This is a genomic window from Anaerostipes sp. 992a, assembly GCF_001940245.1.
Classification (GTDB): domain Bacteria; phylum Bacillota; class Clostridia; order Lachnospirales; family Lachnospiraceae; genus Fimousia.
Genome location: NZ_MJIG01000003.1, coordinates 427,548 through 451,441, shown reverse-complemented (window position 1 = coordinate 451,441; position 23,894 = coordinate 427,548). Strand labels below are relative to the sequence as shown.

At 40.3% G+C, this 23,894-nt stretch carries 20 protein-coding genes and 1 pseudogene; 3 read left to right on the top strand and 18 right to left on the bottom strand.

The window, feature by feature from the left end; translation table 11 throughout:
* Position 1 precedes the first annotated feature (1 nt).
* The 6 genes from BHF69_RS03835 to BHF69_RS03810 all read right to left on the bottom strand — a co-directional run bounded on the left by BHF69_RS03835 (position 2) and on the right by BHF69_RS03810 (position 7,068).
* Positions 2–2,536, bottom strand: a complete 2,535-nt coding sequence (locus BHF69_RS03835; RefSeq protein ID WP_075669741.1) for a YfhO family protein — start codon at positions 2,534–2,536, stop codon at positions 2–4.
* A 1-nt stretch (position 2,537) separates the two neighbouring features.
* Entirely contained in the window at positions 2,538–3,482 is a 945-nt protein-coding gene (locus BHF69_RS03830; protein WP_075669740.1) for a glycosyltransferase family 2 protein, read from the bottom strand.
* Between the two features lie 167 nt (positions 3,483–3,649).
* The gene (locus BHF69_RS03825; RefSeq protein ID WP_158022550.1) at positions 3,650–4,102 is read right to left on the bottom strand and encodes a phosphatase PAP2 family protein; all 453 of its coding nucleotides are present in this window, start codon (positions 4,100–4,102) and stop codon (positions 3,650–3,652) included.
* Between the two features lie 94 nt (positions 4,103–4,196).
* The gene (locus BHF69_RS03820; RefSeq protein ID WP_075669738.1) at positions 4,197–4,949 is read right to left on the bottom strand and encodes a TSUP family transporter; all 753 of its coding nucleotides are present in this window, start codon (positions 4,947–4,949) and stop codon (positions 4,197–4,199) included.
* A gap of 10 nt (positions 4,950–4,959) precedes the next feature.
* Positions 4,960–5,709, bottom strand: a complete 750-nt coding sequence (locus BHF69_RS03815; RefSeq protein ID WP_075669737.1) for an FRG domain-containing protein — start codon at positions 5,707–5,709, stop codon at positions 4,960–4,962.
* A 27-nt stretch (positions 5,710–5,736) separates the two neighbouring features.
* Entirely contained in the window at positions 5,737–7,068 is a 1,332-nt protein-coding gene (locus tag BHF69_RS03810) for a Na+/H+ antiporter NhaC family protein (RefSeq protein WP_083651041.1), read from the bottom strand.
* 151 nt (positions 7,069–7,219) lie between these two features.
* Here BHF69_RS03810 and BHF69_RS03805 point away from each other — a divergent pair, with 151 nt between their 5' ends.
* The gene (locus BHF69_RS03805) at positions 7,220–8,191 is read left to right on the top strand and encodes an asparaginase (protein ID WP_075669735.1); all 972 of its coding nucleotides are present in this window, start codon (positions 7,220–7,222) and stop codon (positions 8,189–8,191) included.
* Between the two features lie 70 nt (positions 8,192–8,261).
* Here the strand turns inward: BHF69_RS03805 and BHF69_RS03800 are convergent, their stop codons facing one another.
* Positions 8,262–8,996: a GTP pyrophosphokinase gene (locus tag BHF69_RS03800; protein ID WP_334292906.1), complete on the bottom strand. Its 735-nt coding sequence runs from the start codon at positions 8,994–8,996 to the stop codon at positions 8,262–8,264.
* A gap of 151 nt (positions 8,997–9,147) precedes the next feature.
* On the opposite strand from BHF69_RS03800, the gene BHF69_RS03795 reads away from it, so the two are divergent.
* Entirely contained in the window at positions 9,148–10,326 is a 1,179-nt protein-coding gene (locus BHF69_RS03795) for an LPXTG cell wall anchor domain-containing protein (protein ID WP_075669734.1), read from the top strand.
* A 152-nt stretch (positions 10,327–10,478) separates the two neighbouring features.
* Here BHF69_RS03795 and add read toward each other — a convergent pair whose 3' ends face one another.
* The 9 genes from add to BHF69_RS03750 form a co-directional block, all read right to left on the bottom strand.
* Positions 10,479–11,459, bottom strand: coding sequence for an adenosine deaminase (gene add, locus BHF69_RS03790; protein WP_075669733.1), 981 nt, complete (start codon positions 11,457–11,459; stop codon positions 10,479–10,481).
* A gap of 19 nt (positions 11,460–11,478) precedes the next feature.
* Positions 11,479–13,371, bottom strand: coding sequence for an ABC transporter ATP-binding protein (locus BHF69_RS03785; RefSeq protein ID WP_083651002.1), 1,893 nt, complete (start codon positions 13,369–13,371; stop codon positions 11,479–11,481).
* On the bottom strand, positions 13,364–15,115 hold the full coding sequence (locus tag BHF69_RS03780) for an ABC transporter ATP-binding protein (protein WP_075669731.1): 1,752 nt from the start codon (positions 15,113–15,115) through the stop codon (positions 13,364–13,366). Before BHF69_RS03780 ends, BHF69_RS03785 begins: the two co-directional genes overlap by 8 nt.
* The gene (locus BHF69_RS03775) at positions 15,087–15,575 is read right to left on the bottom strand and encodes a MarR family winged helix-turn-helix transcriptional regulator (protein ID WP_075669730.1); all 489 of its coding nucleotides are present in this window, start codon (positions 15,573–15,575) and stop codon (positions 15,087–15,089) included. Before BHF69_RS03775 ends, BHF69_RS03780 begins: the two co-directional genes overlap by 29 nt.
* Positions 15,576–15,759: 184 nt before the next feature.
* A complete protein-coding gene (locus BHF69_RS03770; protein ID WP_075669729.1) occupies positions 15,760–18,270 on the bottom strand; it encodes a heavy metal translocating P-type ATPase in 2,511 nt (836 codons plus the stop codon).
* 20 nt (positions 18,271–18,290) lie between these two features.
* The gene (locus tag BHF69_RS03765) at positions 18,291–18,623 is read right to left on the bottom strand and encodes a metal-sensing transcriptional repressor (protein WP_075669728.1); all 333 of its coding nucleotides are present in this window, start codon (positions 18,621–18,623) and stop codon (positions 18,291–18,293) included.
* A 281-nt stretch (positions 18,624–18,904) separates the two neighbouring features.
* A complete protein-coding gene (locus tag BHF69_RS03760; RefSeq protein WP_158022549.1) occupies positions 18,905–19,147 on the bottom strand; it encodes a hypothetical protein in 243 nt (80 codons plus the stop codon).
* A gap of 265 nt (positions 19,148–19,412) precedes the next feature.
* Positions 19,413–20,159 (bottom strand): IS3 family transposase, encoded by a 747-nt coding sequence (locus BHF69_RS03755; RefSeq protein WP_143249473.1) that lies wholly within the window; start codon positions 20,157–20,159, stop codon positions 19,413–19,415.
* Positions 20,156–20,443 carry a transposase gene (locus tag BHF69_RS03750; protein ID WP_075669725.1) on the bottom strand — a complete coding sequence of 96 codons (288 nt, stop codon included), beginning with the start codon at positions 20,441–20,443 and terminating at the stop codon, positions 20,156–20,158. Before BHF69_RS03750 ends, BHF69_RS03755 begins: the two co-directional genes overlap by 4 nt.
* Positions 20,444–20,528: 85 nt before the next feature.
* Here BHF69_RS03750 and BHF69_RS03745 point away from each other — a divergent pair.
* Positions 20,529–20,777 (top strand): annotated as a pseudogene (locus BHF69_RS03745) (transposase domain-containing protein); the annotation flags it as partial.
* A gap of 274 nt (positions 20,778–21,051) precedes the next feature.
* On the opposite strand, the gene BHF69_RS03740 reads toward BHF69_RS03745, so the two are convergent.
* Positions 21,052–22,947 (bottom strand): zinc ribbon domain-containing protein, encoded by a 1,896-nt coding sequence (locus BHF69_RS03740; protein WP_075669723.1) that lies wholly within the window; start codon positions 22,945–22,947, stop codon positions 21,052–21,054.
* An 81-nt stretch (positions 22,948–23,028) separates the two neighbouring features.
* Complete coding sequence (locus tag BHF69_RS03735) at positions 23,029–23,880, bottom strand: DUF4234 domain-containing protein (RefSeq protein WP_075669722.1); 852 nt, start codon at positions 23,878–23,880, stop codon at positions 23,029–23,031.
* Between the last annotated feature and the right edge of the window lie 14 nt (positions 23,881–23,894).

Genomic DNA, 23,894 nt, shown 5'->3' with positions numbered 1-23,894 from the left:
CTCAGAAAGATTTTTTCCTATTCCTTGGATTGCATTTCCCAGATTTGCCAAAGCAAGATCGGATTTTGCAGCACAGCAGTATGAGCAAACCTAATGCAGACAACAGACATCCAGCCTTTTTTCCAGATGCTTTGTAGATTACCCAAACATGATGGCTTCCCTTTGAGAGCCTGCAGCCTACAAATCCCTGATTTTCCTTTTCCAGTTTCGTCTCTTTCCCATCTACTACAATCTGGAACTGCTCATCATAAGGGATCGAAGTAATCAGATACCCATTTTCCCCCATAACGATCTTACCATCCAGCACATGGCTGGTTCTTTTCTCTTTCGTATCCTGGATAAAAGTATACTGATTTTCCTTTTTCTTCGCCTGTAATGGAGCCAGATACATTTCTATATCTGTAACCTCATAATGTCCTTTTGAAAATGTCACCAACTCTTCTTTCTGTCCCTCTTCTATCGGAACTGCATAAGTAAACGTTTCATTTTCGTTATAATAGATGTAATGAGAAGCTGACAGTTTATTTTGAGAATCCCCGATTCGAATAGACATATCCTGTCCCCTTGTATGATTCTTTACATGAAATCTGACGAAAAGAATAGCATCTTCATCTGTCTTTGGAATCTGAATCTTTTTTGTTCCTTCCAGCTTTCCCTCAAAGGCGCTTTGATCCTTCACCTCTATTACCTTTCGGGAAAGTTCTTCTCTCACCACATGCCCATCTCTTCTTCCATCCGAAGCCATCGCATAATTTTGAAATACCAGTTGATTATATGGGAAGGAAAGTTCTTGATATGCCTGATCGGAAACCGTATCAGAAGTGCCATATGCCATGTCAAAAGCATTCGGATTCTGATATACATCCATGTTCTTTCCACTTAAGACCTTTTTGTACCCCGGTACCGGCTTTTTAGAGACCAGATATCTAACTCCCATTACATTACGAAAGATGGGATTTTCCGTCAGCCCTTCCATAAGCGTATTTCGGTTGGCCTTTTCCACATGAAAAATTTTTTCGCGAAATTCATCATAAGAAGCATTATAAGTGGAAGAATAGACAGAGGTCATCTTCTGTTGTGCCACAAAGATCCGGTTCAGATTACGAGTATTGGCAGTAACCGTATCATAATACTCCATCCGGTAATCTGCACGGTCCTTCTCTTTTATCTGCGTCATAAGCTGTGCGACCTCTTGGTCTTCCTCAAGGCTCAGTTCCTTCTCATCCATCGCTGAAGCCATCATCTGATTCCCAACCGCTCCAACGCACAGGGATAAGACGATAGCTGGTACGGTAACGATCAGGATATTTGCTCTTTTCCTTTTAAAATAAACGCAGATGCTTCCCAGTACAAGCAACAGATCTGCCACACCAAGAATACACATTTCTTTCATCCGGCTTGCAGTCAGCACATAGATGAGCAAAAGTACACTGACGATATAAGTCTCTCCTGGTATCGTCTTCCTCTCTTTTAAGGATTGCAGCCATAATGCCATTGCAAAACAAAGCAATGGAAGAAATGGAATCAGTACCTTCTCACGGTTATATAAAAAGCCGTTTAGTGCATAGCTAACAAAGGGTATCATCAGCACCACCAAAAGGCTTATGTGCAACACCCTCCGGGACACTTTCTTCTGTGCGATTCCTGCGACAAGGGCAAAAAGGGCCAGCATCGTCACTCCCGTCCCATAATTATTATATAAAAGCCGAACCGGATCCCCAAACGGCAGCAAGAGTTCCAACAGATTTTCCACACTCTGCGCCTTCCCTCCCCGACCAGATACCAGGGCCATGGCCGTAGGTGCCAGAAAGAAGCCAGATAAAAGCACGCTTGTCAGCAGCACTGCCACATATCGGACTGCCTCTAGCAGCATGGACCAGACCTGCACCCTTTCTGTCCGGTCAAGATATGAATAAAGGGCATACAGACAAAGACAAAGAAATCCACCAATGCTGAAATAAAAGCTTGTCATAATCATCATCCAGGCGCCAACTATCAAAAGCCCTGCTTTGCGTTTTTCAAAATACCGATCTGTTCCCATCAATGCCAGACATAAAAATGGCATATAATTCACGAACATCACCTGCACATAGGAGTGATACAGAAGCGGGGATGCCAGCATAAATAACAAAGTGACAGAAATACAGACCTTTGGTTCCAGTTTCTTCCGAGAGATCCAGCGATAAAAGAGTAGCACCGAACTAAGAAAGGAAACTGCTCCCACCCCCATCATCCATGCATACATAGGAATCCATGGAAATGCATAAGATAACAGAATACATGGGTTTAACAGGCCGTAATAGGCAAAATTGTAGATGTTCTGCCCTCCTCCAATAGACGGGGCAAAATCCGGATACCATTCTCCCGTCTCATAAAAGAGCTTTCGAAAATAATCCGGAAAAACACTGTGCTGCATCAGCCAGTCAATATCAGAAGCGAAAAGATATCTTCCCTGAAGCATCAGATAAAAAGCTGCTGTTGCAATGCACACCAGCAGCAAGCCCAGGCAGATCCTTACATTCTTATTTCGATCCATATCATCTCTTCTCCTTATCCGTGCTCTCTTCCTTGACCAGATAAAGAGGTCTGTCTTTTGTCTCCAAATAGGTTCTGGACAGGTACTGGCCAATGATCCCCAGACACAGAAGCTGAATTCCGCTGATCATCAGGATGATACAAACAAGAGATGGCCATCCCTGCGTTGGATCACCCCAGAGAAACGTCCGGACCACGATCAGTATGATGAACAAAAATGCCGCAATACAGAAAAATGCCCCTATCCCAGATGCCAGATACAACGGCGATACGGAAAAACAGGTGATTCCCTGAATCGAATACAGGAGCAGTTTATAAAAAGACCATTTGGTCTCACCTGCCGCACGCTCAGTATTATGATATTCCAACCACTTTGTCTCAAATCCCACCCACTCAAAGATACCTTTAGAAAAGCGGTTGCGTTCGCTGATTTTAAGCACCGCATCGGTCATCCTCCTCGTCATCAGGCGGTAATCCCTGGCACCTCTTACAATGTTCACATCGGAGATTTTATTCATGACCCTGTAAAAACAGTCAGAGAAAAAAGAGCGGATCACTGGCTCTCCCTGACGGTCTATCCTCCTGGTCCCTACACAATCATACTCTCCATCCTCTAAAATATCATACATCTCAAGAAGCATCTCTGGTGGATCCTGAAGATCCGCATCCATCAGTCCTACATAATCTCCTTTTGCATGACTGAGTCCAGCATAAATAGCCGCTTCCTTTCCAAAATTTCTGGAAAAGGATATATATCTGCACCTCTGATCCTTTTCATGAAGTCTCTTTAAGATAGACAATGTTCCATCCCTGGAACCATCATCCACAAAGAACAATTCAAATTGAGTATCCTTCATTTTTTCCATAACACGATTCATCTCTTGGTAATACAATGGAAGAACTTCTTCTTCGTTAAAGCATGGAACGATAATACTGATCAATTTCATATCTGCAACTCCTCATCTGTTAATAAATAGTATTCCCCTCTTTTTTCATTCAAAACCGATGGTTTTTTCTGTGGATTTATGGTAACAGATGGAAATTTATTCAGCAATAGGTTTAAGAAAACCTTCAGAAAGGCTTAATGAATCTGTCGATTTCTTTTGACAGTCCTTTAACTTTGTAAGAATATCGTAAGAAAAAGTCTTTGACCTATAAACCAGAAAAGAATGCCGGCAATTCCTCCTGCCAGCACATCCTTTGGATAATGCACCCCTCCGATCACCCTGCTTGCAGCAATACATGCCCCAATCATAAAATAAAAAATACCAAACACTTTCGACAGTGACCAGATTACTCCCGCAATCAAAAAGGCAGAAAAAACATGCCTGCTTGGAAAGGATTTCCCTTTGGTATCTTTTTTGGTAATCGGATCAATCCTGAGCTCTTCATATGGTCTGGGCGCATCATAGACAGCTCGGAATACACTGAGCAGGCAGAAGGATACCAACGGAACCAGCACTGCCATAAAAAATTCCTGTCTTCTTGTAAGATAAAAGACCAGCAGCGCTATCGGATATGCCAGATATACCAATATTGTAAGTAAACGACTTCCTAATCTAAACATCTTCTCCCTCCTTTTTGTTCTTCGAAATGGATGTGATAGTCTCTCGTAGAATTGTTCATTCATATTCCTTCCTCCTTTCAGGCACATCATCCGCTTAAATTCCTGACAAAACCTTTATAAACAACAAACATAGTACGACCAGAATGATCGGTCTTACAACCCTGCTTCCATTCTTTAATACCATTCCAGCCCCAAGATAGTGACCCGCAATACTAAATACAGATGCTGCCAGTCCCAACATAATCCATACCTGACCGTGAAGCAGGAAGGTAACCAAAGCTGCTAAATTTGACGTTAAATTCAGCAGCTTTGTATTCACTGCAGCCTCCATCGTCGTCATCTTTGCAAAACTCATAAAGATAATAATATAGAAGGTTCCCGTTCCCGGTCCATAAAATCCATCATACAACCCGATCAGCACTGCCGCCATCCAGGCAATGATCAACTGCCGTCTTCTGCTGCAGCTTCCCTCTGTTCCCGAGGAAAGTACATCCTTTCGAATAACAAAAAACGCAGTTATGGGAAGAATGACTAACAATACAGCTTTTAATACAGACTCCTGAATCAGCATGCTCAATCTGGCTCCCATGGAAGAACCCATATACGCCAGAAAAATAGCCGGAACAGCCAATAAAAAATCCACTTTCGAATGTAAACACAGCCGAATAGTAGAAATCAAAGTCCCCGTCGCTGAAGACAATTTATTCGTGGCAACGGCTGCATGCATGGGAACCCCTGCAAGGATATAAGCTGGAAGGGAAATCAGTCCTCCGCCCCCTCCAATGGCGTCCACAAACCCTGCTAAAAACACAAGGGGACACACAATTAAAAATGTCGAATATTCCATAATCTATCTCCTAATCTTTTTCTCTCAAACTAAGCTCTTTGGCAATATTCTGCGCATCTGGATATACATGGGACAAAGAAATCCCCATGATATCCAGTTCATATGCCAACTGCTCCTTTACCTCTCCCGGAATAATGATTTTCCGAAGCAAGCCTTCTTCTTTAATATCCTCCAGGCGCCGATTGGTATTATGAAGCGTAAACGCAGACTGTTGGACATAAATCCGCATATCGTGTTCAATAGGATAACAGGCCAAAATACGGTCAATGACCGCCGGATTCTCTGGTACATACTCCTTTTTAAATGCCGGTCGAATCATCTGGAGAGCAGTGTGAGAATCAATGGAATATAAATAATCCTGAAATCCTTCCTCTGCATTTAATCGGGAAGGAGATAAAATCCAGATACAGGCATCTCGATCACTTCTTCTTTTCCAATCCTCCACTGCAAAATATGCCGCGATCAACGGCGAACGGCTCCAATCCAGCAATCTGGTTGGAAGCCCATAATGGCGCATGATCGACAGCCATGCTGAATAATTGCGAAAATCCGGCTTGTCCCGTAATGTAACACTGGCTTTCATATAAAAATCATTGGCCAGATACTGCTCTCGTCCAAGATATGGCACTCTCTGCACTGATGGAATCAATGGCCAGTTTTTATTCCCATGCCCACGATACCAGTAAATTTCATTTTCCTCAATCTTTTCTATGACCTCAACCAGGTCCCCCAAATTACAAATGGTATACATTTCTCCCATATATCGTACCCCTCTTTTCATTTTCGTCTAACGATTCTTATTCAACACTTTTCTTTCTGGAATTACAAAGATAAACAACAGAGAACTGATGAATAAGAAAAATGGATAATACAGCTTTGGAATGATTTCAAAGGCTGAAATCTGACATCCCATCGTTACTGCTGCACTTACTGCATATAACATCTGAGCTCCATAAGGCAAAATTCCCTGAAATATACAACTAAAAGTATCCAGAATGGAAGCACTTTTTCTTGGAGAAATATCGTATTCCTTTGCCATTTCTCTGGCAATTTCACCAGTCATAACAATAGCCACGGTATTATTGGCTGTCGCTATATCCATCACCCCTACCAGTAGCCCCATTCCAAACTGTCCACCTTTCTTACCACGAAATATCTTCTTAATCCCATATAACAGGGCATCAAATCCACCATACTCTTTCATCAAGCCACACAGGGCAGAAACCAAAATAGCCACCATAGAAGTCTCAAACATCCCAGAGGCACCATTTCCCATATTAGATAAGAGCTGCAATGGTGTCAGCGCTCCAGTAGCTGTCATAATAATAGCTCCCGTTACAATTCCAACGAATAAAATCAAAAAGACATTCATTCCGGCAATTCCACCAATTAGTACAAGAATATAGGGAATAATCTGGATCAATGAATAGGAATCCCTTACAACTCCATGCTGCTCTACTCCGGCAGATATCATCAATATGACCACGACCGAAACCAGCGCTGCCGGAAATGCAATATGAAAATTCTCCCTGAATTTATCCTTCATGGTACACCCCTGTGTATTACAGGCTGCAATGGTCGTATCAGAAATCAAAGACAGATTATCTCCAAACATCGCTCCTCCCATTACAGAACCGATGCATAATGCTGGTGAAAATCCAGTAATATTGGCAACAGAAACGGCAATTGGTACGATCAGCGCAATGGTTCCAGTAGAAGTTCCCATCGCTGTTGAGATAAAGCATGCGACTATAAAAAGAACTGCCGGTGCAAACCGCATTGGTACCAAAGACAGCATAAAATAAGCAACACTCTGCGCACCGCCCCTTCCAACAACACCTACAAAAATACCAGCTGTCATAAAAATCAAAATCATCGTAATAATATTTTTATCACTTAAGCTCTTTCCCATAATTTCCAGCTTCTCATCAAAAGAAACCTTTCGATTCTGCATACATGCCACAAAGATAGCAGCTATAAATGCGACAACAATGGGAATGTGGTAAAATCCCATTTCAATCTTTAATACATACTCAAACACAATTCCCAACCCCAGGTATAAGACTAAAAACACACCAATTGGAAGCAATGCTAAAACATTTCCCTTCTTTTCCTTCATCAATTTCATCCTTTCTCCTGTTTTTTCATAAATATCTCAAAATAGTATTTTATCATCTCTTTTTTCTTGGAACAACCTATATTTTTGTGTAAAATAAGATTATCTTATCTTGTCATCGGCCAAGCCGACTGACACTAATGAAAGGAGCTACATGAAACAGATATTATTATTAACCACCGGTGGAACCATTGCCTCCGTAGAATCGGAACATGGCCTGATCCCAGGCATGGACAGTGCTGCTTTACTTTCTGATGTCCCAGAAATCTCAAACCTCTGTCAACTTACCACACGAGCCATCTTAAATCTGGACAGTTCTAATCTTCAGCCCAAAGACTGGCAGATCATCGCCAATGAAGTTTTTGCTTCTCTTTCTGACTATGATGGAATTGTAATCACCCATGGAACCGACACAATGGCTTATACAGCTTCTGCCTTATTCTATATGCTAAAGGGACTTCATAAACCAGTGATCCTTACCGGATCCCAGCTCCCTATGAAATCCCCGGGAACCGATGCGAAAAAAAACCTGATCGACGCCATCCGTACCGCTATTACAGGACGACCCGGAATCTTTGTCGTCTTTCATTCTAGAATTCTGGATGGACCAAAGGTTTCCAAAATCGATTCTTTTGATTTTAATGCCTATGATGCTGTAGATAAAAGCCCCGACCTTGGAGTTATTCAAGATGGACAAGTTCTGTTCTCCTCACCTGACTTCCAAAAGCCTTCCAGTTCTTGTGTTCTATCTGATCAATTATGTAATAACGTAGTTATATTTCAGATTTTTCCCGGCTTTTCCAAGGATTTTCTCATTCAAGCCATCGATGCTGGCGTTCAAGGTATCATCCTCAGAGGCTATGGAAGTGGAAATGTCCCCGGTAAAGGAAACAGCCTGCTCCCAGCTCTCCACTATGCAAAAGAAAAAAGGATTCCCGTTATCTTGGGAACCCAATGTACTTATGGAGGCTGTAGCAGCACTTATGAAACCGGAAGTCTTGCTCTGGATGCTGGTGCTCTGTCAGCCGGCTCTCTTTCCATCGAGCATGCACTTGTCCGCCTCATGTATCTTCTCGGTCAAACAAAGGATTATGACCAGATCTGTCGTTTGTGGGAACAATATTAAAAGCATTTATCACAAAAGAAGCTGCTTCAATCCAAAGTAGATGAAAGTAGCTTCTTTTTTGGTCCTTCATTTATGAATCCTGTTCTTCTTTCTGTATCCGATTCCGGATCTCCTGCATTTTATAATCCAACTGGGCACTGATTCTGGCACATTTCTCTAATTCCTCTGCCAATCTTACTGCCTCTTCCGGTTTTATATTCTTCTTATAACGAAGCTTGTGCTCCAGACTTGCCCAAAAATCCATAGCAATAGTACGAAGCTGGATTTCCACCTTCATAGGCCGCTTCTCGTTCTGAAGAAAGATCGGCACTTCTACGATCAGGTGCAGACTTCGATAACCACTTTCTTTTGGATTCTGAATATAGTCTTTTTTCTGAATCAACAAAATGTCGTCCTGCTCCAACAGACAGTCTGCCAGCAGATAAATATCCTCAGGGAAGGAACATACAACCCTGACCCCGGCAACGTCTCGAATATTTTCTTCAATGGATTCCACCGTTAACGGAAGGTTCTTTTTCTTTAGCTTTTTCATGATTCCTTCCTGAGATTTTAATCTGGTCTTAATAGTTTCAATAGGATTTCGATCATACTGAAGAGAAAACTGCTCATTTAACACCTTAAATTTGGTCTCAATCTCCATAATCGCACAGCGATAGTATGCCATCAAGCTCTGATATGGCAGAGTATTTTCCTTCATAAATTCCATAAATTCATCATTGATGATCGTATTACGAATAAACTTATCCGTCACCTGATTCACCCAGTGCTCCAGTGCCATCTTACCTTGTTTTTCCACGAACAACATCTCCTTTCTTCTAATTATTACTTTTCCATTAATATTATCTAAATTTTATTAACATTGCCTCATTTCATTTGAATCTCTCTGTCTCCCATGTTAAACTTAAATCAAAGAATACACTGGGGTGATAGATTCCCAGATGAGGGGGCTTGCATATATGACTAAAAAAAGTTATCGATTATCTTGTTTACTATTAACTGTTCTTTTTATGATCAGCATGATATCTGTATCCGTGTTTGCAACAGAAAAGAAATCCAAGTTTACTGCTCATAAGCAGGCAACACGTACAACATCTACTGTCAAACAAAAGAAAATATCTGCCACCACTATCAGACACATCAAGAAGGATGTGCAATCTGCTGTCACGTATGATAAGAAGTCTTTGAAAGACGGCGACTGGTTCCAGATGGATACGAAAGATGCCAAAGATCTGGTAATCTCTCTTACCCATACTGAAGATTTAACATCTGTTTCCTATAAATCCAGCGAAAGCCGTGTCCTTGATCTGGATGGAACCTTTACAAAGTCATCTGAACATACTGCGGTTACGCTTCCTATCAAAGCTGCTGATTCTGGTAAGACAGATCTTATCATTCATTTTTATACGGTAGATATTTCTGATGCACAGAACAAGGATACAAAACCGGTTTCTACCATTACCTTGCATGGGACGACCGGTTCCATTGTAGCAGATTATTCCAAAGTGGATGCTGCAATCTCCAGAATTCCGGAAGATTTATCTCTCTATACAGAAGAGAGTGTTCAGGAATTAAAGAAAGCTCAGGAAGCAGTAGACCGAAACCTTACCGTTAATGAACAGGATACTGTAGACGGTTATGCAGAAGCAATTACAAAAGCCATCGATCAGCTAAAATATAAACCAGCAGATTACTCTAAAGTTGACGCTGCCATTGCCAAAGCAGAGAAACTGGACCCAGACGACTATCAGAATTTTGATGTTGTAACCAAAGCCATCGCTGCTGTTCAACGGGATAAGAATATCACCGAGCAGGATCAGGTTGATGCTATGGCTGCCAATATCGAGAAAGCCATTGCTTCTCTGATAAAAAAGGATGCTGGCAAAACAGAAGATCCAAAAATTACTGGTGGAATAAATTCCGATCCGACAGACACAAATAAGATTACTAAATTGAATACTTCAAAACGTAAATCAAAAGCTTCCACCACTGCTCCTAAGACAGTTACTCAAAAGATCAATAGCAATAAAAAGGTTTCTCCAAAGACTGGGGACTCTAGCCAGACATTCTTATTCATAATGCTGGCCGCAGGTCTGATTGCTGTCGGAAGCTACTATCGTTATCGTAAATTATCTTAAGAAATAAATAATCAACTATAAAAAACATCTTTCATGAAATCAGTATTTGTAAAACGCTGACCATTTTATCAAAGATGTTTTTTATTTTTGTAAGATAACTTCTCCGAAAGCGACATATGCGGAATGTTAGAACAACCAAGCCCGACGTAATCTTACACAAAACACCTTTTTCTTAATTCATCTTTTCTCTCCTGTGTCGTAAAAGCACTCTGTATTGCATTTTCCATCAACTGCTCTTCTTCCACCTCTGTAAGGCCCAAAAACTCCCTTAAATAAGCAAATTCTTTTTGTATATTGGTCCTTGATATGGCCATATCATCTGTATTGACCGTGACACAAAGTCCTCGTTTTAAAAATTCCCGAATCGGATACTGACTCATATCCTCAACTGCTCTGGTCTGATAATTGCTGGTAGGACACATTTCCAGACAAATATGCTTCTGTGCCAGTTGATTCATCAGCTTCTCATCCTGTCGTACCCGCACACCATGTCCAATTCTCGCAGCACCAAATTCCACAGCAGACTGTACGCTTTCCGACCCGTCTGCTTCCCCGGCATGTATGGTAAATGGTACCCCCTTCTCCTTTGCAGTTCGAAAAAGTGTTTCGTAATCCCTTGTCGGATAAAGTCCTTCTGCTCCTGCAAGATCAATGGCTACCACTCCTCCATCCTCCGTTAAATACTTTACGGCTAATCGAAGGGTCTCCGCGTTGGCTTCTGCCGTATCTTCCCCACGCATACAGCAGAGAATCAGATTACACGCAAGCGTAGAACGGCTTAGTCCAGCCAATGCTGCCTGCACTGCCTCTTCCTGCGTCAGTCCCTTCTGGCAGTGAAGCTGGGGTGCAAATCGGATTTCTCCATAAATGACCCCATCCTTTCTAATATTCTCCTGCACCAGATACACCGCCTTCTCAATCGCCTGCGCAGTCTGCATCAGGGAAAGGGGCAGGGAAAAACATTGCAGAAAATCATTTAAGCTTCTGCAATCCTCTGACACAGACAATTGCCTTTCCAGTTCTTTCTCGTCTTCTGGCAGCAAAATTCCCTGACTGTCTGCCAGCATTCGTGCAATTTCCGGTGTAATCGCTCCATCCAGATGAAGATGAAGTTCTATATAAGCTTTTGGCATACCACCATCTCCTTTTTGTCTACTGAAGCTCAAACGCTCCTGTATAAAGCTGATAATAATTTCCTTTCTTCGCAATCAATTCTTCATGACTTCCCCGCTCTATGATTTTTCCATGATCTAATACCATGATAACATCTGAATTCTTTACTGTCGATAAGCGATGTGCAATTACAAATACTGTTCTGCCTTGCATCAATGCATCCATCCCTCTTTGTACAATGGCTTCTGTTCTCGTATCAATGGAAGAGGTGGCTTCATCCAGGATCATGACTGGTGGATCTGCGACTGCCGCTCTGGCAATGGAGATCAACTGTCTCTGTCCCTGAGACAGACCTCCTCCTTCCCCGTCGATCATCGTATCATATCCTTTTGGAAGCATACGGATAAAACCATCTGCATTGGCCAGCTTGGCTGCTGCAATACATTCTTCATCCGTTGCATCTAGTTTGCCATATCGAATATTCTCCATAACTGTGCCGGTAAATAAATTTACATCCTGTAAAACTACGCCAAGGGAACGTCTTAGGTCACTCTTACGGATTTTATTGATGTTAATGTCATCATAGCGAATCTTACCATCGGCAATATCGTAAAATCGATTGATCAGATTGGTAATTGTCGTCTTTCCTGCTCCTGTAGCTCCTACAAATGCTACCTTCTGCCCAGGTTTGGCATATAAAGTGATATTATGCAATACCGGTTTTCCTTCTTCGTACTCAAAATCTACGTCGAACATTCGCACTTCACCGTTTACTTCCTTATAAGTTAGAGTTCCGTCCTTATGAGGATGTTTCCAAGCCCAGATTCCTGTATGTTCATCTGCTTCCACTAACTTTCCATTTTTATATTTTGCATCTACCAGACTAACATATCCATGATCCTCTTCGATTTCTTCATCGATCAGCTCAAAGATCCTGCCTGCTCCAGCCAGCGCCATAATAACTGAACTTAGCTGCTGTGATACCTGTCCCAAAGGATGGATAAAGCTTCTTGACAACTGCAAAAATGCTGCGATCATTCCAAGGCTTAGTGGTGCTACCCCTGTCAGACTCAAATTGGTAACTCCCGCAATTGCAAGTCCACCTCCCACAACTGCAATGACTACATACAGAATGTAACCCAGGTTATTCATTGCCGGCATCAGGATATTGGCATATCCGTTGGCTGTAGCAGCTATTTTTTTCAAATGATCGTTCTTTTTTATAAATTCTTCTTCTGATTTATCTTCATGGCAAAATACTTTTATTACCTTCTGTCCATGAATCATCTCCTCAATATATCCATTGACATCGCCAAGCGCCCTTTGCTGCTCAACAAAATACTTTCCGCTTCTTCCCGCAATATTCCCAATTGTTTTCAAAATAAAAAACATACAGATTACAACCAGCCCTGTCAGCCACACGCTGATAGAAAGCATAGCCATGAATACTGCTACGATGGATATCACAGAATTTAACAGCTGTGGCAGAGACTGTGAGATCATCTGGCGCAGCGTATCCGTATCATTCGTATAACGACTCATAATATCTCCATGAGAATGCTGATCAAAATACGGTATCGGCAGTTTCTGCATATGTGCAAACATATCATCACGGATCTTTTTTAAGGTGCCCTGTGCGATCAATGCCATATTCCAATTATAGAAAAATGCACACAGCATCCCAACAAGATAAATTCCAAACATAACGGAAAGTGCCTTTAGAAGCCCTCCAAAATCAGGTACTGCATCCAATAAAAGAGGAGCAATGTAATCATCGATCAACGTCTGAATAAACAAGGAAGAAGCAACCGTTGCTACTGCACTTAACAGGATACAGATTATAACCAGAATCATTCTTGCTTTGTACTGTCCCATAACCGCTAACAAACGCTTTAGGGCTGTTTTGTCAAAAGATGGTTTCTTCTTATTCATCATCCTCTCCTCCTTTCATCTGTGACTCATATACTTCCCGATAAATCGGATTTGATCGAAGAAGTTCCTCATGACTTCCCCATCCGCTGATGCTTCCATTGTCCATCACGATAATCTTATCTGCATCCTGGACAGAAGATACCCGCTGGGCAATGATCAGCTTCGTCGTTTCTGGAATGAATTCCTTAAATCCCTGACGGATCTTGGCATCGGTCTTTGTATCCACCGCACTGGTAGAGTCGTCTAAAATAAGAATTTTAGGCTTTTTGAGCAATGCCCTTGCAATACACAATCGTTGCTTTTGTCCACCAGACACATTGCTCCCGCCCTGCTCGATATAAGTATCATATTTATCCGGAAAACGCTGAATAAATTCATCTGCCTGAGCAAGCTGACAGGCATATCTCATTTCTTCATCAGATGCCTGTTCATTCCCCCATCTTAAATTCTCCTTGATGGTCCCAGAAAATAGGGTATTCTTCTGTAATACTACTGCCACCTGTTCCCGAAGGGCTTTTAAATCCATCTTACGAACATCCACACCGCCTACCAGAAGCCTTCCTTCCGTCACATCATAAAGTCTTGGAATCAGCTGAATTAATGTGGATTTGGCAGATCCGGTTCCTCCAATGATTCCTACCGTCTCCCCAGACTCAATCTTAAGATTAATATTCTTTAAGCATTCTTTCTCCTTCTTATTGGAATAGGAGAAACTTACATTTTCAAAGGAAATGGATCCATCCTTTACTTCTGTTATTGGATTTTCACCATTCTTTAAGCTACTTTCCTCTGTCAAAATCTCAGCAATACGTTCTGCTGAAGTTCTTGAAATAGTAATCATAACAAATACCATAGAAAGCATCATCAGACTCATTAAAATCTGCATGGTGTACGTAAATAAGCTCATTAATTCCCCAGTGCTAAGTCCAATGGCTGCATTGCCACCACTTGCCACAACGGCTCTTGCCCCAAACCAGGAGATAAAGATCATACAGCCATATACACAAAACTGCATCAATGGCATATTCAATGCCAACGTCTGCTCTGCTTTTGTAAAATCCTTATAAATCTTATTGGAAATCTTCGCAAACTTCCCAATTTCATGCTCTTCCCTTACATAAGACTTTACTACACGAATCCCATAAAGATTTTCCTGTACAACGGCATTCAAATCATCGTATGTGTGAAAAACACGCTCAAAAATAGGATGTACGCTGGTCATAATAATCAATAATCCCACTGCTAAAATTGGAATCGCCAAAAAGAAAACCAAGGAAAGCTTTGCATCAATTCTTATAGAACAAACCAATGCGAAGATCAAAATTGCCGGTGATCGAAATGCCATTCGGATAATCATCTGATAGGCATTTTGTATATTCGTAACATCCGTCGTCAGCCTTGTTACAATACTGGCTGTTGAAAAACGGTCGATATTGGAAAAAGAAAACTGTTGCACCCTTCGATACATATCCTCTCGTAAATTACCAGCAAATCCTGCAGATGCACGAGCTGCCGTTTTTCCTGCCGCCACTCCAAAAAACAGGGACATCATCGCTGTGATCAAAAGAATGAAACCAATCTTTAAAATATAAGCCATATCCCCGCAATCAATGCCATAGTCGATCAATCTAGCCATCAAAAGCGGAATAATCACTTCCATAATCACTTCCAAAGATACAAGTATAGGAGTCAGAATCGAGTCTTTTTTATATTCTCTAATACTCCCCGCAAGTGTTTTTAACATCTTTCTTATCCTCCTTATCATCAAAATTTTTTTTCAAATTACTTTGGATTCTATACAGGTATTCATAGAGATGCTCTAATTCTTCTTCTGAAAATCCTTGTAGAAGCGTTTCTTCCATCATGTCATGATCCTGATGAATCCATTGAGCCACATCCTCTGCCTGCTTCGTTAACACCAGCTTCTTCAATCTGGCATCGGATAAAACCCGCTCTCTTTTAATATATCCTTTTTCCACCATCAAGTGAATGACCTTGGAAGCAGTAGAACGGGTAATCCCAAAACAGGATTCAAAATCCTTTTGAAACACGTCCTCTCCCCTTCGGTCGTATAGATACCCAATAATCCTTCCATTGCCACTAGTCAGAACATCCAGACCATTCTCCTTCATCCTTTTATCAATGGAGCGCTTGATCAGATTATCCACGATTCTGATTTCATCGAGTATGCTTTTTTCTTGCATATTTTCCACCCTTCCAAAATATTGTTTGATATCCAACTGTTTGCTCTCAAACAATTATAAAAGGCAGCTTTTCACTTGTCAAGAGAAAGTATTTTGAAAAATTTCATCTAAATAAAAAAGATGGATCAGATACCAGTTCTTCACTGATTCTGATCCACCATTTTTCACATCAGAAATAGATTGTCTACTGAATGGATACAACCTCATAATCCTGATCTTCTACCGTCTTTTTCAGAACATCGTCCCCAACTTCTTCATTTAAAGTTACCACAGCCGTTCCCTGTTCATGGCTGACAACTGCTTCTTCGACCTGTGGAAGGGCCTCTAAGCATTTCTTTACTCTAGCTTCGCAGTGTCCACACATCATACCATTGATTTTCATTGTTTTTTCCATTGTCATCTCAACCTCTTTCTTTTTATGTTTTCTTTTTTTATCCTTTTTGGAACTGTACATATCAACCAGATTCAACCGTAATGCATTGGTTACAACACAAAAACTAGATAAACTCATGGCTGCGGCACCAAACATTGGATTTAGCTTCCATCCAAGGATCGGATACCATACGCCAGCTGCCAAAGGAATTCCTATCACATTATAAATAAATGCCCAAAACAGATTCTCATGAATATTCTTTAATACTTCTCTGCTCAGACGGATAGCCGCCGGCACATCTCTCAAGCTGCTTTTCATCAAAACTACATCCGCAGCATCAATCGCCACATCCGTGCCTGCTCCAATGGCAATCCCAATATCTGCTCTGGTCAATGCAGGCGCATCGTTGATACCATCTCCAACCATAGCAGTTCTTCCATATCCAGAAAGTCTGCGCATGACATTTTCTTTTCCATCTGGTAAAACTCCTGCAATTACTTCATCGACGCCAACCTGAGAGCCGATTGCCTCTGCAGTCCTTTGATTATCTCCCGTCAGCATCACAACCCGGATTCCCATATTTTGAAGCTCTTTTACTGCTTGTGGACTATCTTCCTTAATCACATCTGCTACCGCAATGATTCCTGCAAATACATCTCCTTTTGAGAAAAATAAAGGTGTCTTTCCCTCGTTTGCCAGTCGATCTGCATCTGCCCGTATCTTAGTGGAAATAGAAACCTGCCCCTTCATAAAGGCCAGATTCCCTCCGCTTACTTTCACCCCATTCATGGTACCACTTAATCCATTACCAGGTACTGCCACAAAGTCTTTCACTGCCTCTGCCTCTATCTGATGCTCTTTTGCATAAAAGACAATCGCTCTTGCCAGGGGATGTTCACTTTTTTGCTCTAACGCATATGCAAGGCCCATAAGCTCTTCTCGATCCACACCATCTGCAGGAAACAGATCCGTAACTCTTGTTTCTCCACTGGTAATCGTTCCTGTCTTATCCAAAGCCACCACATCTACCTTACCCGTTTCCTCCAGAGATACCGCTGTCTTAAACAGTACTCCGCTTTTTGCCCCTCGGCCATTTCCAACCATGATGGCCACCGGTGTGGCAAGTCCCAGAGCGCATGGACAGCTGATCACTAATACGGAAATGCCTCTTGACAGAGCAAATCCAACGGATTGTCCAACGAGAAGCCATACAAGAATCGTGATGATAGCAATGACAATGACTACTGGTACAAAAACTCCAGATACCTTATCCGCTACCTTTGCGATAGGAGCCTTGGTGGCTGCTGCATCGCTGACCATCTGAATAATCTGAGATAAAGTGGTATCTTCTCCAACTCTAGTGGCTTCGCATCGTAAAAATCCAGATTGATTCATCGTTGCCGCAGACACTGGATCTCCAACTTCCTTATCCACTGGAATACTCTCCCCTGTCAAAGCCGCTTCATCCACAGCACTGCTTCCTTCTACAACCGTACCATCGACCGGAATACTTTCTCCTGGACGAACTAAAAAAATCTCTCCTGTTCGTACCTGATCCACTGGAACCTCTACCTCCAGACCATCTCTCACAATCGTAGCCATCTTAGGTACCAACTTCATCAAACTCTTTAACGCATCTGTGGTCTTCCCCTTAGAACGTGCCTCCAGCATCTTTCCTACCGTAATCAACGTCAAGATCATAGCCGCAGATTCAAAATAAAATTCATGCATATATGACATAACTCCTGCCATATTCCCTGCGGTCTGTGCCCCTGTCATGGCAAACAGGGCATACGTACTATACACAAAGGAAGCTCCTGCACCTAATGCCACCAATGCATCCATATTGGGTGCCTTATGCCAGAGGCTAATAAATCCATTGATAAAAAACTTTTGATTGATGACCATAATGGCCATTGTAAATAAAAGCTGTAATAATCCCATCGCCACATGATTTCCATCAAAAAATGATGGCAACGGCCAATTCCACATCATATGTCCCATAGAAACATACATGAGAGGTACTAAAAAAATCAAAGATGCAATCAGCCGCCTCTTCATCTTCGGTGTCTCTTTATCCTCAAGGGCATCTTCATCGATTTGACCGGCTGTTGTCTCTTCCCTTCCTTTGATCGATGCACCATAGCCTGCGTGAACTACAGCCTCGATAATATCTTCCGTTGCCGCACTGCCTTCTACCACCATGGAATTGGTCAATAGACTGACGGAAACAGAATCCACTCCGGCTACCTGTGATACCGCCTTTTCCACATGATTGCTACAGGCCGCACAGCTCATTCCTGTTACGTTATATTGTTGCACTGTATCCTTCCTTTCTGCCTCTATCTCATTAGCTTTTGTAATGTCTGTACAAGCTCATCAACGACTTCATCGTTGCCATCCCGAATATCCTGAGCTACACAGGTACGGATATGCTCAGCCAAAAGTACCTTATTAAAGCTATTGAGCGCCGCGTTAATGGCCGCTACCTGCGTTAAAATATCCACGCAATAGGCATCTTTCTCCAACATCCCTTTGACTCCACGCACCTGACCTTCAATTCGATTCAACCGGTTGATCAGATTCCGATATTCTTTGTCCGAACGCTTCTTTGTCTTATGACAGCATCCGTCTTTCTCTATCCCTTCTCTATGACAACAAGTCTTTTCGTCCATCTTATACCTCCATTCTTCCCCTCTTGTTGTTTTATTATATACCCCCTCAGGGTATATTGCAAGAGAAAAAAGAAAAGACTTATTATCAATAAAACCATATTTAAATACAAAAGGGGCTGTCCTGAAAACATAATTTAGAGATTTCCTATAAAAAGCATTCTAAATAAGCTCGCCTTTTGGTGGGCTTATTGTTCTCTAGTATAAAAGTTGGAGAGAATCTATCTCGGCTAAATAATTACATCCACCCCTAACTTTTCTAATGAGCGAAGGTTTCTTTTTATTCATTTCTCCTGATTGATAGCAGAATGGTAATTTGCCCCCAGATTATGGTAAGGAACTTTCTCTTTTAGTATATGATAGATAGTATGGGCTACTGCTATCAAAGCTCTCTTTCCACCTCTGCGCGCAGCAATTCTTTGATATCGTGAGTAGATATCACTTTCTTTATTCCGTATGGCTGATCTGGCACATTCCACCAGAGTTGCTTTCAAATATTTATTTCCTTTTCGTATCTGCGTACTCATCTTTTTTCCGGCACAAGTCCTGCCCATGAACTAAAACGGGATTCATTTTGAAAATGTTCCATCTCGATTTGGTACTATGTCAAAAAAAGTACAAGTTAAACATGAACAATCCATCTAACCACCTCTATCATAAGGAATTTTGAGTTTCAATGACGAGGATATTCATCTGTGCTCTGGGCATCATTGACTCTCAAAATTTTTTGTAAATCATCTTACTCAAGCAAATTTGCTCCGCCAATGCACCACTTGTCGGATGTCTTTTTTATCAGGCACTCTGTTCCATTCTTTTCAATTCAATTCTGTACATTTCTTCGTATTTATTTGATGACAGATATCCACAATGACTATGGATCCTTACTGTATTATAGAATGTCTCAATATACTGAAATACAAGTTTATATGCATGGTTGTAATCAAATATTTTGAAACGGTTTAACCATTCTCTTTTTATCAGTGCATGAAAAGATTCGATGCAGGCATTATCCCAAGGATATGCTTTTTTTGAATAGCTGCGTTGTGCTTCTTTTGTGGCTTCTATATAATCTGTGCATACATACTGTATGCCACGGTCACTATGTATCATTTTGGGATTCTTTATCCCTCTGGCATATCTGGCCCTGTTTATTGCTGCTATTACCCATTTCGCTTCTAAAGTATCACTAAGGACCCATGCAAGGATTTTTCTGGAATATAGATCCATTATGCTCGTGAGATATACAAAACCCTCATACGTCCAAATATATGTTATATCGGAACACCACACGGCATCGGGTTCTGCTGGATTGAATTTTCCATTTAATATATTTTTGAGTTCATGGCTGAAATCGGAATCAATGGTCGTAACCGTATAGGGTTTCAGATACTGTGCTCTGATCCCAAGTTCTTCCATATATTTTCCCACTGTTTTTTCTGAAATGCTCTCGCCTTCCTTACGAAGGCATTCGGTGATCTTCGGTGCTCCGTAATTCTGATGGGAATCATGGTAAACTTCAAGGAACAGAGCTTCTGTCATTTTCCCAGTATGCCGATGGCTTTTTTTAATATATCTAAAGCATCCTGTGTGTCACGCAATTCTTTTTTCAGGCGGGTGATTTCCTTTGCTTCATCGCTCTCGTAATTTCCTCTTCCCCTGGTAGGAACTTCCCCTCCGTTAGCATCATACAGTTTTCTCCAGGTACTTAATGTGCTTTTTCCTATACCAAGATTTTTAGCACATCTGGCACAGCCTAACTCTGGATGTTCTTTCCAATATCTTACGGCATCTTTCGTAAATTCTTCTGTGTACTGTTTAGACATAACTTATCCCTCCATCTTGTTCTATTATACCTTTATGTTAAGGATCGTTCACATCTAATTTGTACTATTTATATACTAGCACCAGTTCCATGATACTACAGATGGAGCAAAGAGCAGTGCCATCTTATACAGCCTGATTGAAACCGCAAAGGCAAACAACTTAAACATCTATCGGTATCTCTATACATTACTGCTTTATATGCCGGATTACCTTGATTCGTCCGCAGGCATAGAAGCATTGATGCCATGGAGTGATTTTATAAAAGAACGATGTATGAATAGTACCAATGGTGACATTGAACTGCCAGAAACAAGAGGAAGAATTCCAATCTAATGGAATCCTTTCTCATAGAATGATATACGGTATTTTATGTACCGCTTACTACTATTCTGCTATCAATCAGGAGAAATGAATAAAAAGAAACCTTCGCTCATTAGAAAAGTTAGGGGTGGATGTAATTATTCGCCGAGATAGATTCTCTCCAACTTTTATACTAGAGAACAATAAGCCCGCCAAAAGGCGAGCTTATTTAGAATGCTTTTTTATAGGAAATCTCTGAATTACGTTTTCAGGACAGCCCCTTTTATGAAACCATATTCTATGTTTACTACCTAGATTTTACTCCTCCTCCATTAAATCCTCCACCGCTATAGGCATCTGTATATGAATTATATACATATCGTAGAAACTGCTGATGATCTTCCGAAATAAGATCCATGAACTTCTCTTCACCCTGCGTATAATAAACAAAAATCTTTCCATCCCTCTCTGCACACCGTTCAAATGTATACGATTTTCCATCAATTGTTGTCGGTGTAATCTGAAATTCTCGATAATTATCTCCTGTTTCATACCATGTTCCATACCAAAATTGCAACAATCGGTTTTTCGCTTCTTCTTCCTTTTTCTTTTTTTCTTCCACCGCCTTCTGAGCACGTGCTTTTAACTTACTCATTATACCAGCCTCAGATTCATTAATCTTTTTCTGATTCTTTTCTTTGTCGTCTTGATTTAAAAATAACATTACTATTCCGCTTTCATAGTCACCCTCATCCAGCTCTGGATGTGAATAGATAACCGTGGAACTTGTTAACAACATATCTTGTACAATATCTATATTTCCAATATTGGTAATTGTTCCTAACTCTATTTTTTCTTTTCCATCCAATCTTATCTTAAAAATCGTAGATTTATTGCTATCTATAACATTAGAAACCCCAAATGCCCATTTATTAGATAGATTATAGAGTTGTCCATCAGCTAACTTTTTTTCCGATCCATCTTTTAAATCTAAACAATACGTACAAAGATTTTGCCCATCAAAACCTACCGTATAAATCAGTTTTCCATTCCAAACAACAAGCGCATAAATGGTATCACATTTTGTATTATTTGCCGTTCCTGCCGCTTTTTTTATCATGATTCTTTTTCCAGAATTCAAATCTTCTTGAATCAAATCTATTCCCTCATATTTAGAGTCATAAATTCCATAATAGATAAATCCCTGATCATATATGATTGGACCACTATCAGCGATATTTTTTAGTTCTTCTTGTTCTCCTCCATTTTTATTGATCTTATAGAAAACTTTTTCTTCTACTTCTTCTACATAATAAATCCACTCTCCTTCCAAATACAACTGATCGATGAAATCATCAGTTTCCACAATAGTTTTCATATTTGTCCCATCTTTACGTACAGATACGATTCTGTATCTGTCCTCGTTTATAACAAAATAAAAATGCTCATCATCTGCCCTTAGATAATCCACTTTCTCTTCATCTGATGCTCCATCAGCAATCTTACATATCTCTTTTTTGTTGGATCCATCTTCATCCATTACAAAAAGACAGTATTCACCTTCATATGTCAGATAATAGATCTTATGATCTTCATATATCGATTTTGTGTTCAAAATTCCATTTCCTGTATACAAAACATCACTGATCATATCATCCATTTCTTCTTCTGATATAATATCATCTTTCCCATCAAGCTGCTCTATGGTATTCGCATATTCTGGAACAGCAACCTCCGCATCCAGTATATTATCTCCTGCTATATCCTTGATTTCCTGTTCTTTCTTTAAGATATCTGATACATCCTTTACTTCTTCCTTTGCAATCAACAACATCGTTGCTGCTTTCTTGTATTCGCTCTTATCACGATAGATTTCATACATTTTAATATAAGGTTCTTCTTTCTTTGGATTTATATGGGAAGAAACTGCATAGGCAATAAATGCCTCATTGTATTGATGCTCTTTCATATACTTACTTGCAATCTCCATCTGATCCATATATTTGCTATGTATCGTATAAACTCTTAATCCAAATATACCCCATATGCAAATCCAGACTGCTATGAATACTCCCGCTATCATATATTTCATTTTTTGTTTTTTCTTTATGCCAGCATCCAGATTTTTAGGAACTACTTTCCCACAGATTGGGCAAAACTTTGCATCATCAGACAGATGATTTCCACATTTTTTACATCTCATTTTTTTTCCTCTTTTTATATTATCCAATGGATATACTTTTTATCGTCATAAACACTTTATAATTTTTCTCCCGAACATTTATTAACGTAATAAAAATTCATTTTCCCCGTCTGCTAATTTTAAAATCGTTCCTTTTTCGCATACAACCGGTTTTTTAGGAAACGGCGTCCCGTCAGCATAATATAGTCCGGTAGAAGAATAATCCGTAACAATATAATTACGAAATTCCATACGATAAGATATTCCACAATGCTTTCGGCTTATATCTGCATTTGTAAGAATTAGATTGCATTGATTTCTATCTCGTCCTATTATAATTTCTTCCTGATCATAAATCTCTATTTCACTATCTTTATAAATTCCCTTTTTCCCGTATATCATTCCATTCTCCTCCTTATCCCATGTGTCATCTGTATTTGCATCTACTATCGTATCTTGATCATCATCACCTGAAACAAGTCGATTATATATAGGTGCAACTTTATTTAAATTTTTAACAAAAAGATAAATGGCAATATAGTTTCCACACAACACAAAAAAATATGCAACCATATAGATAACCAAACTAATGGAACTTCCTAATAGTAAAAATACTACTCCTATTACAGAAAGAATAATCGGCAAGAATTTCCACATTAGATAGGAAATTCCACTTTCCTTAATCTCTACTTTATATTTTTTTCCACTTTTCTGTAACCGATTTCCCTGTTTGTACCACCAATAGATTTCATAAATGCCAAATGTCACGACAGAAAGCAAAACTACAAATATGTAATTAGGTGAATCATTATCTGCACTTTTCTCCGTATGCCTGCATATAATATTCAAATCCTTACATACACCCCACATATAATAAATCGAATAAATACCACAGGTAAGAAAACCAAATATTATAAACTTCCACATTCTTCTAGATTCTTGTACTTTATTCATCTGTTCCCTAATGC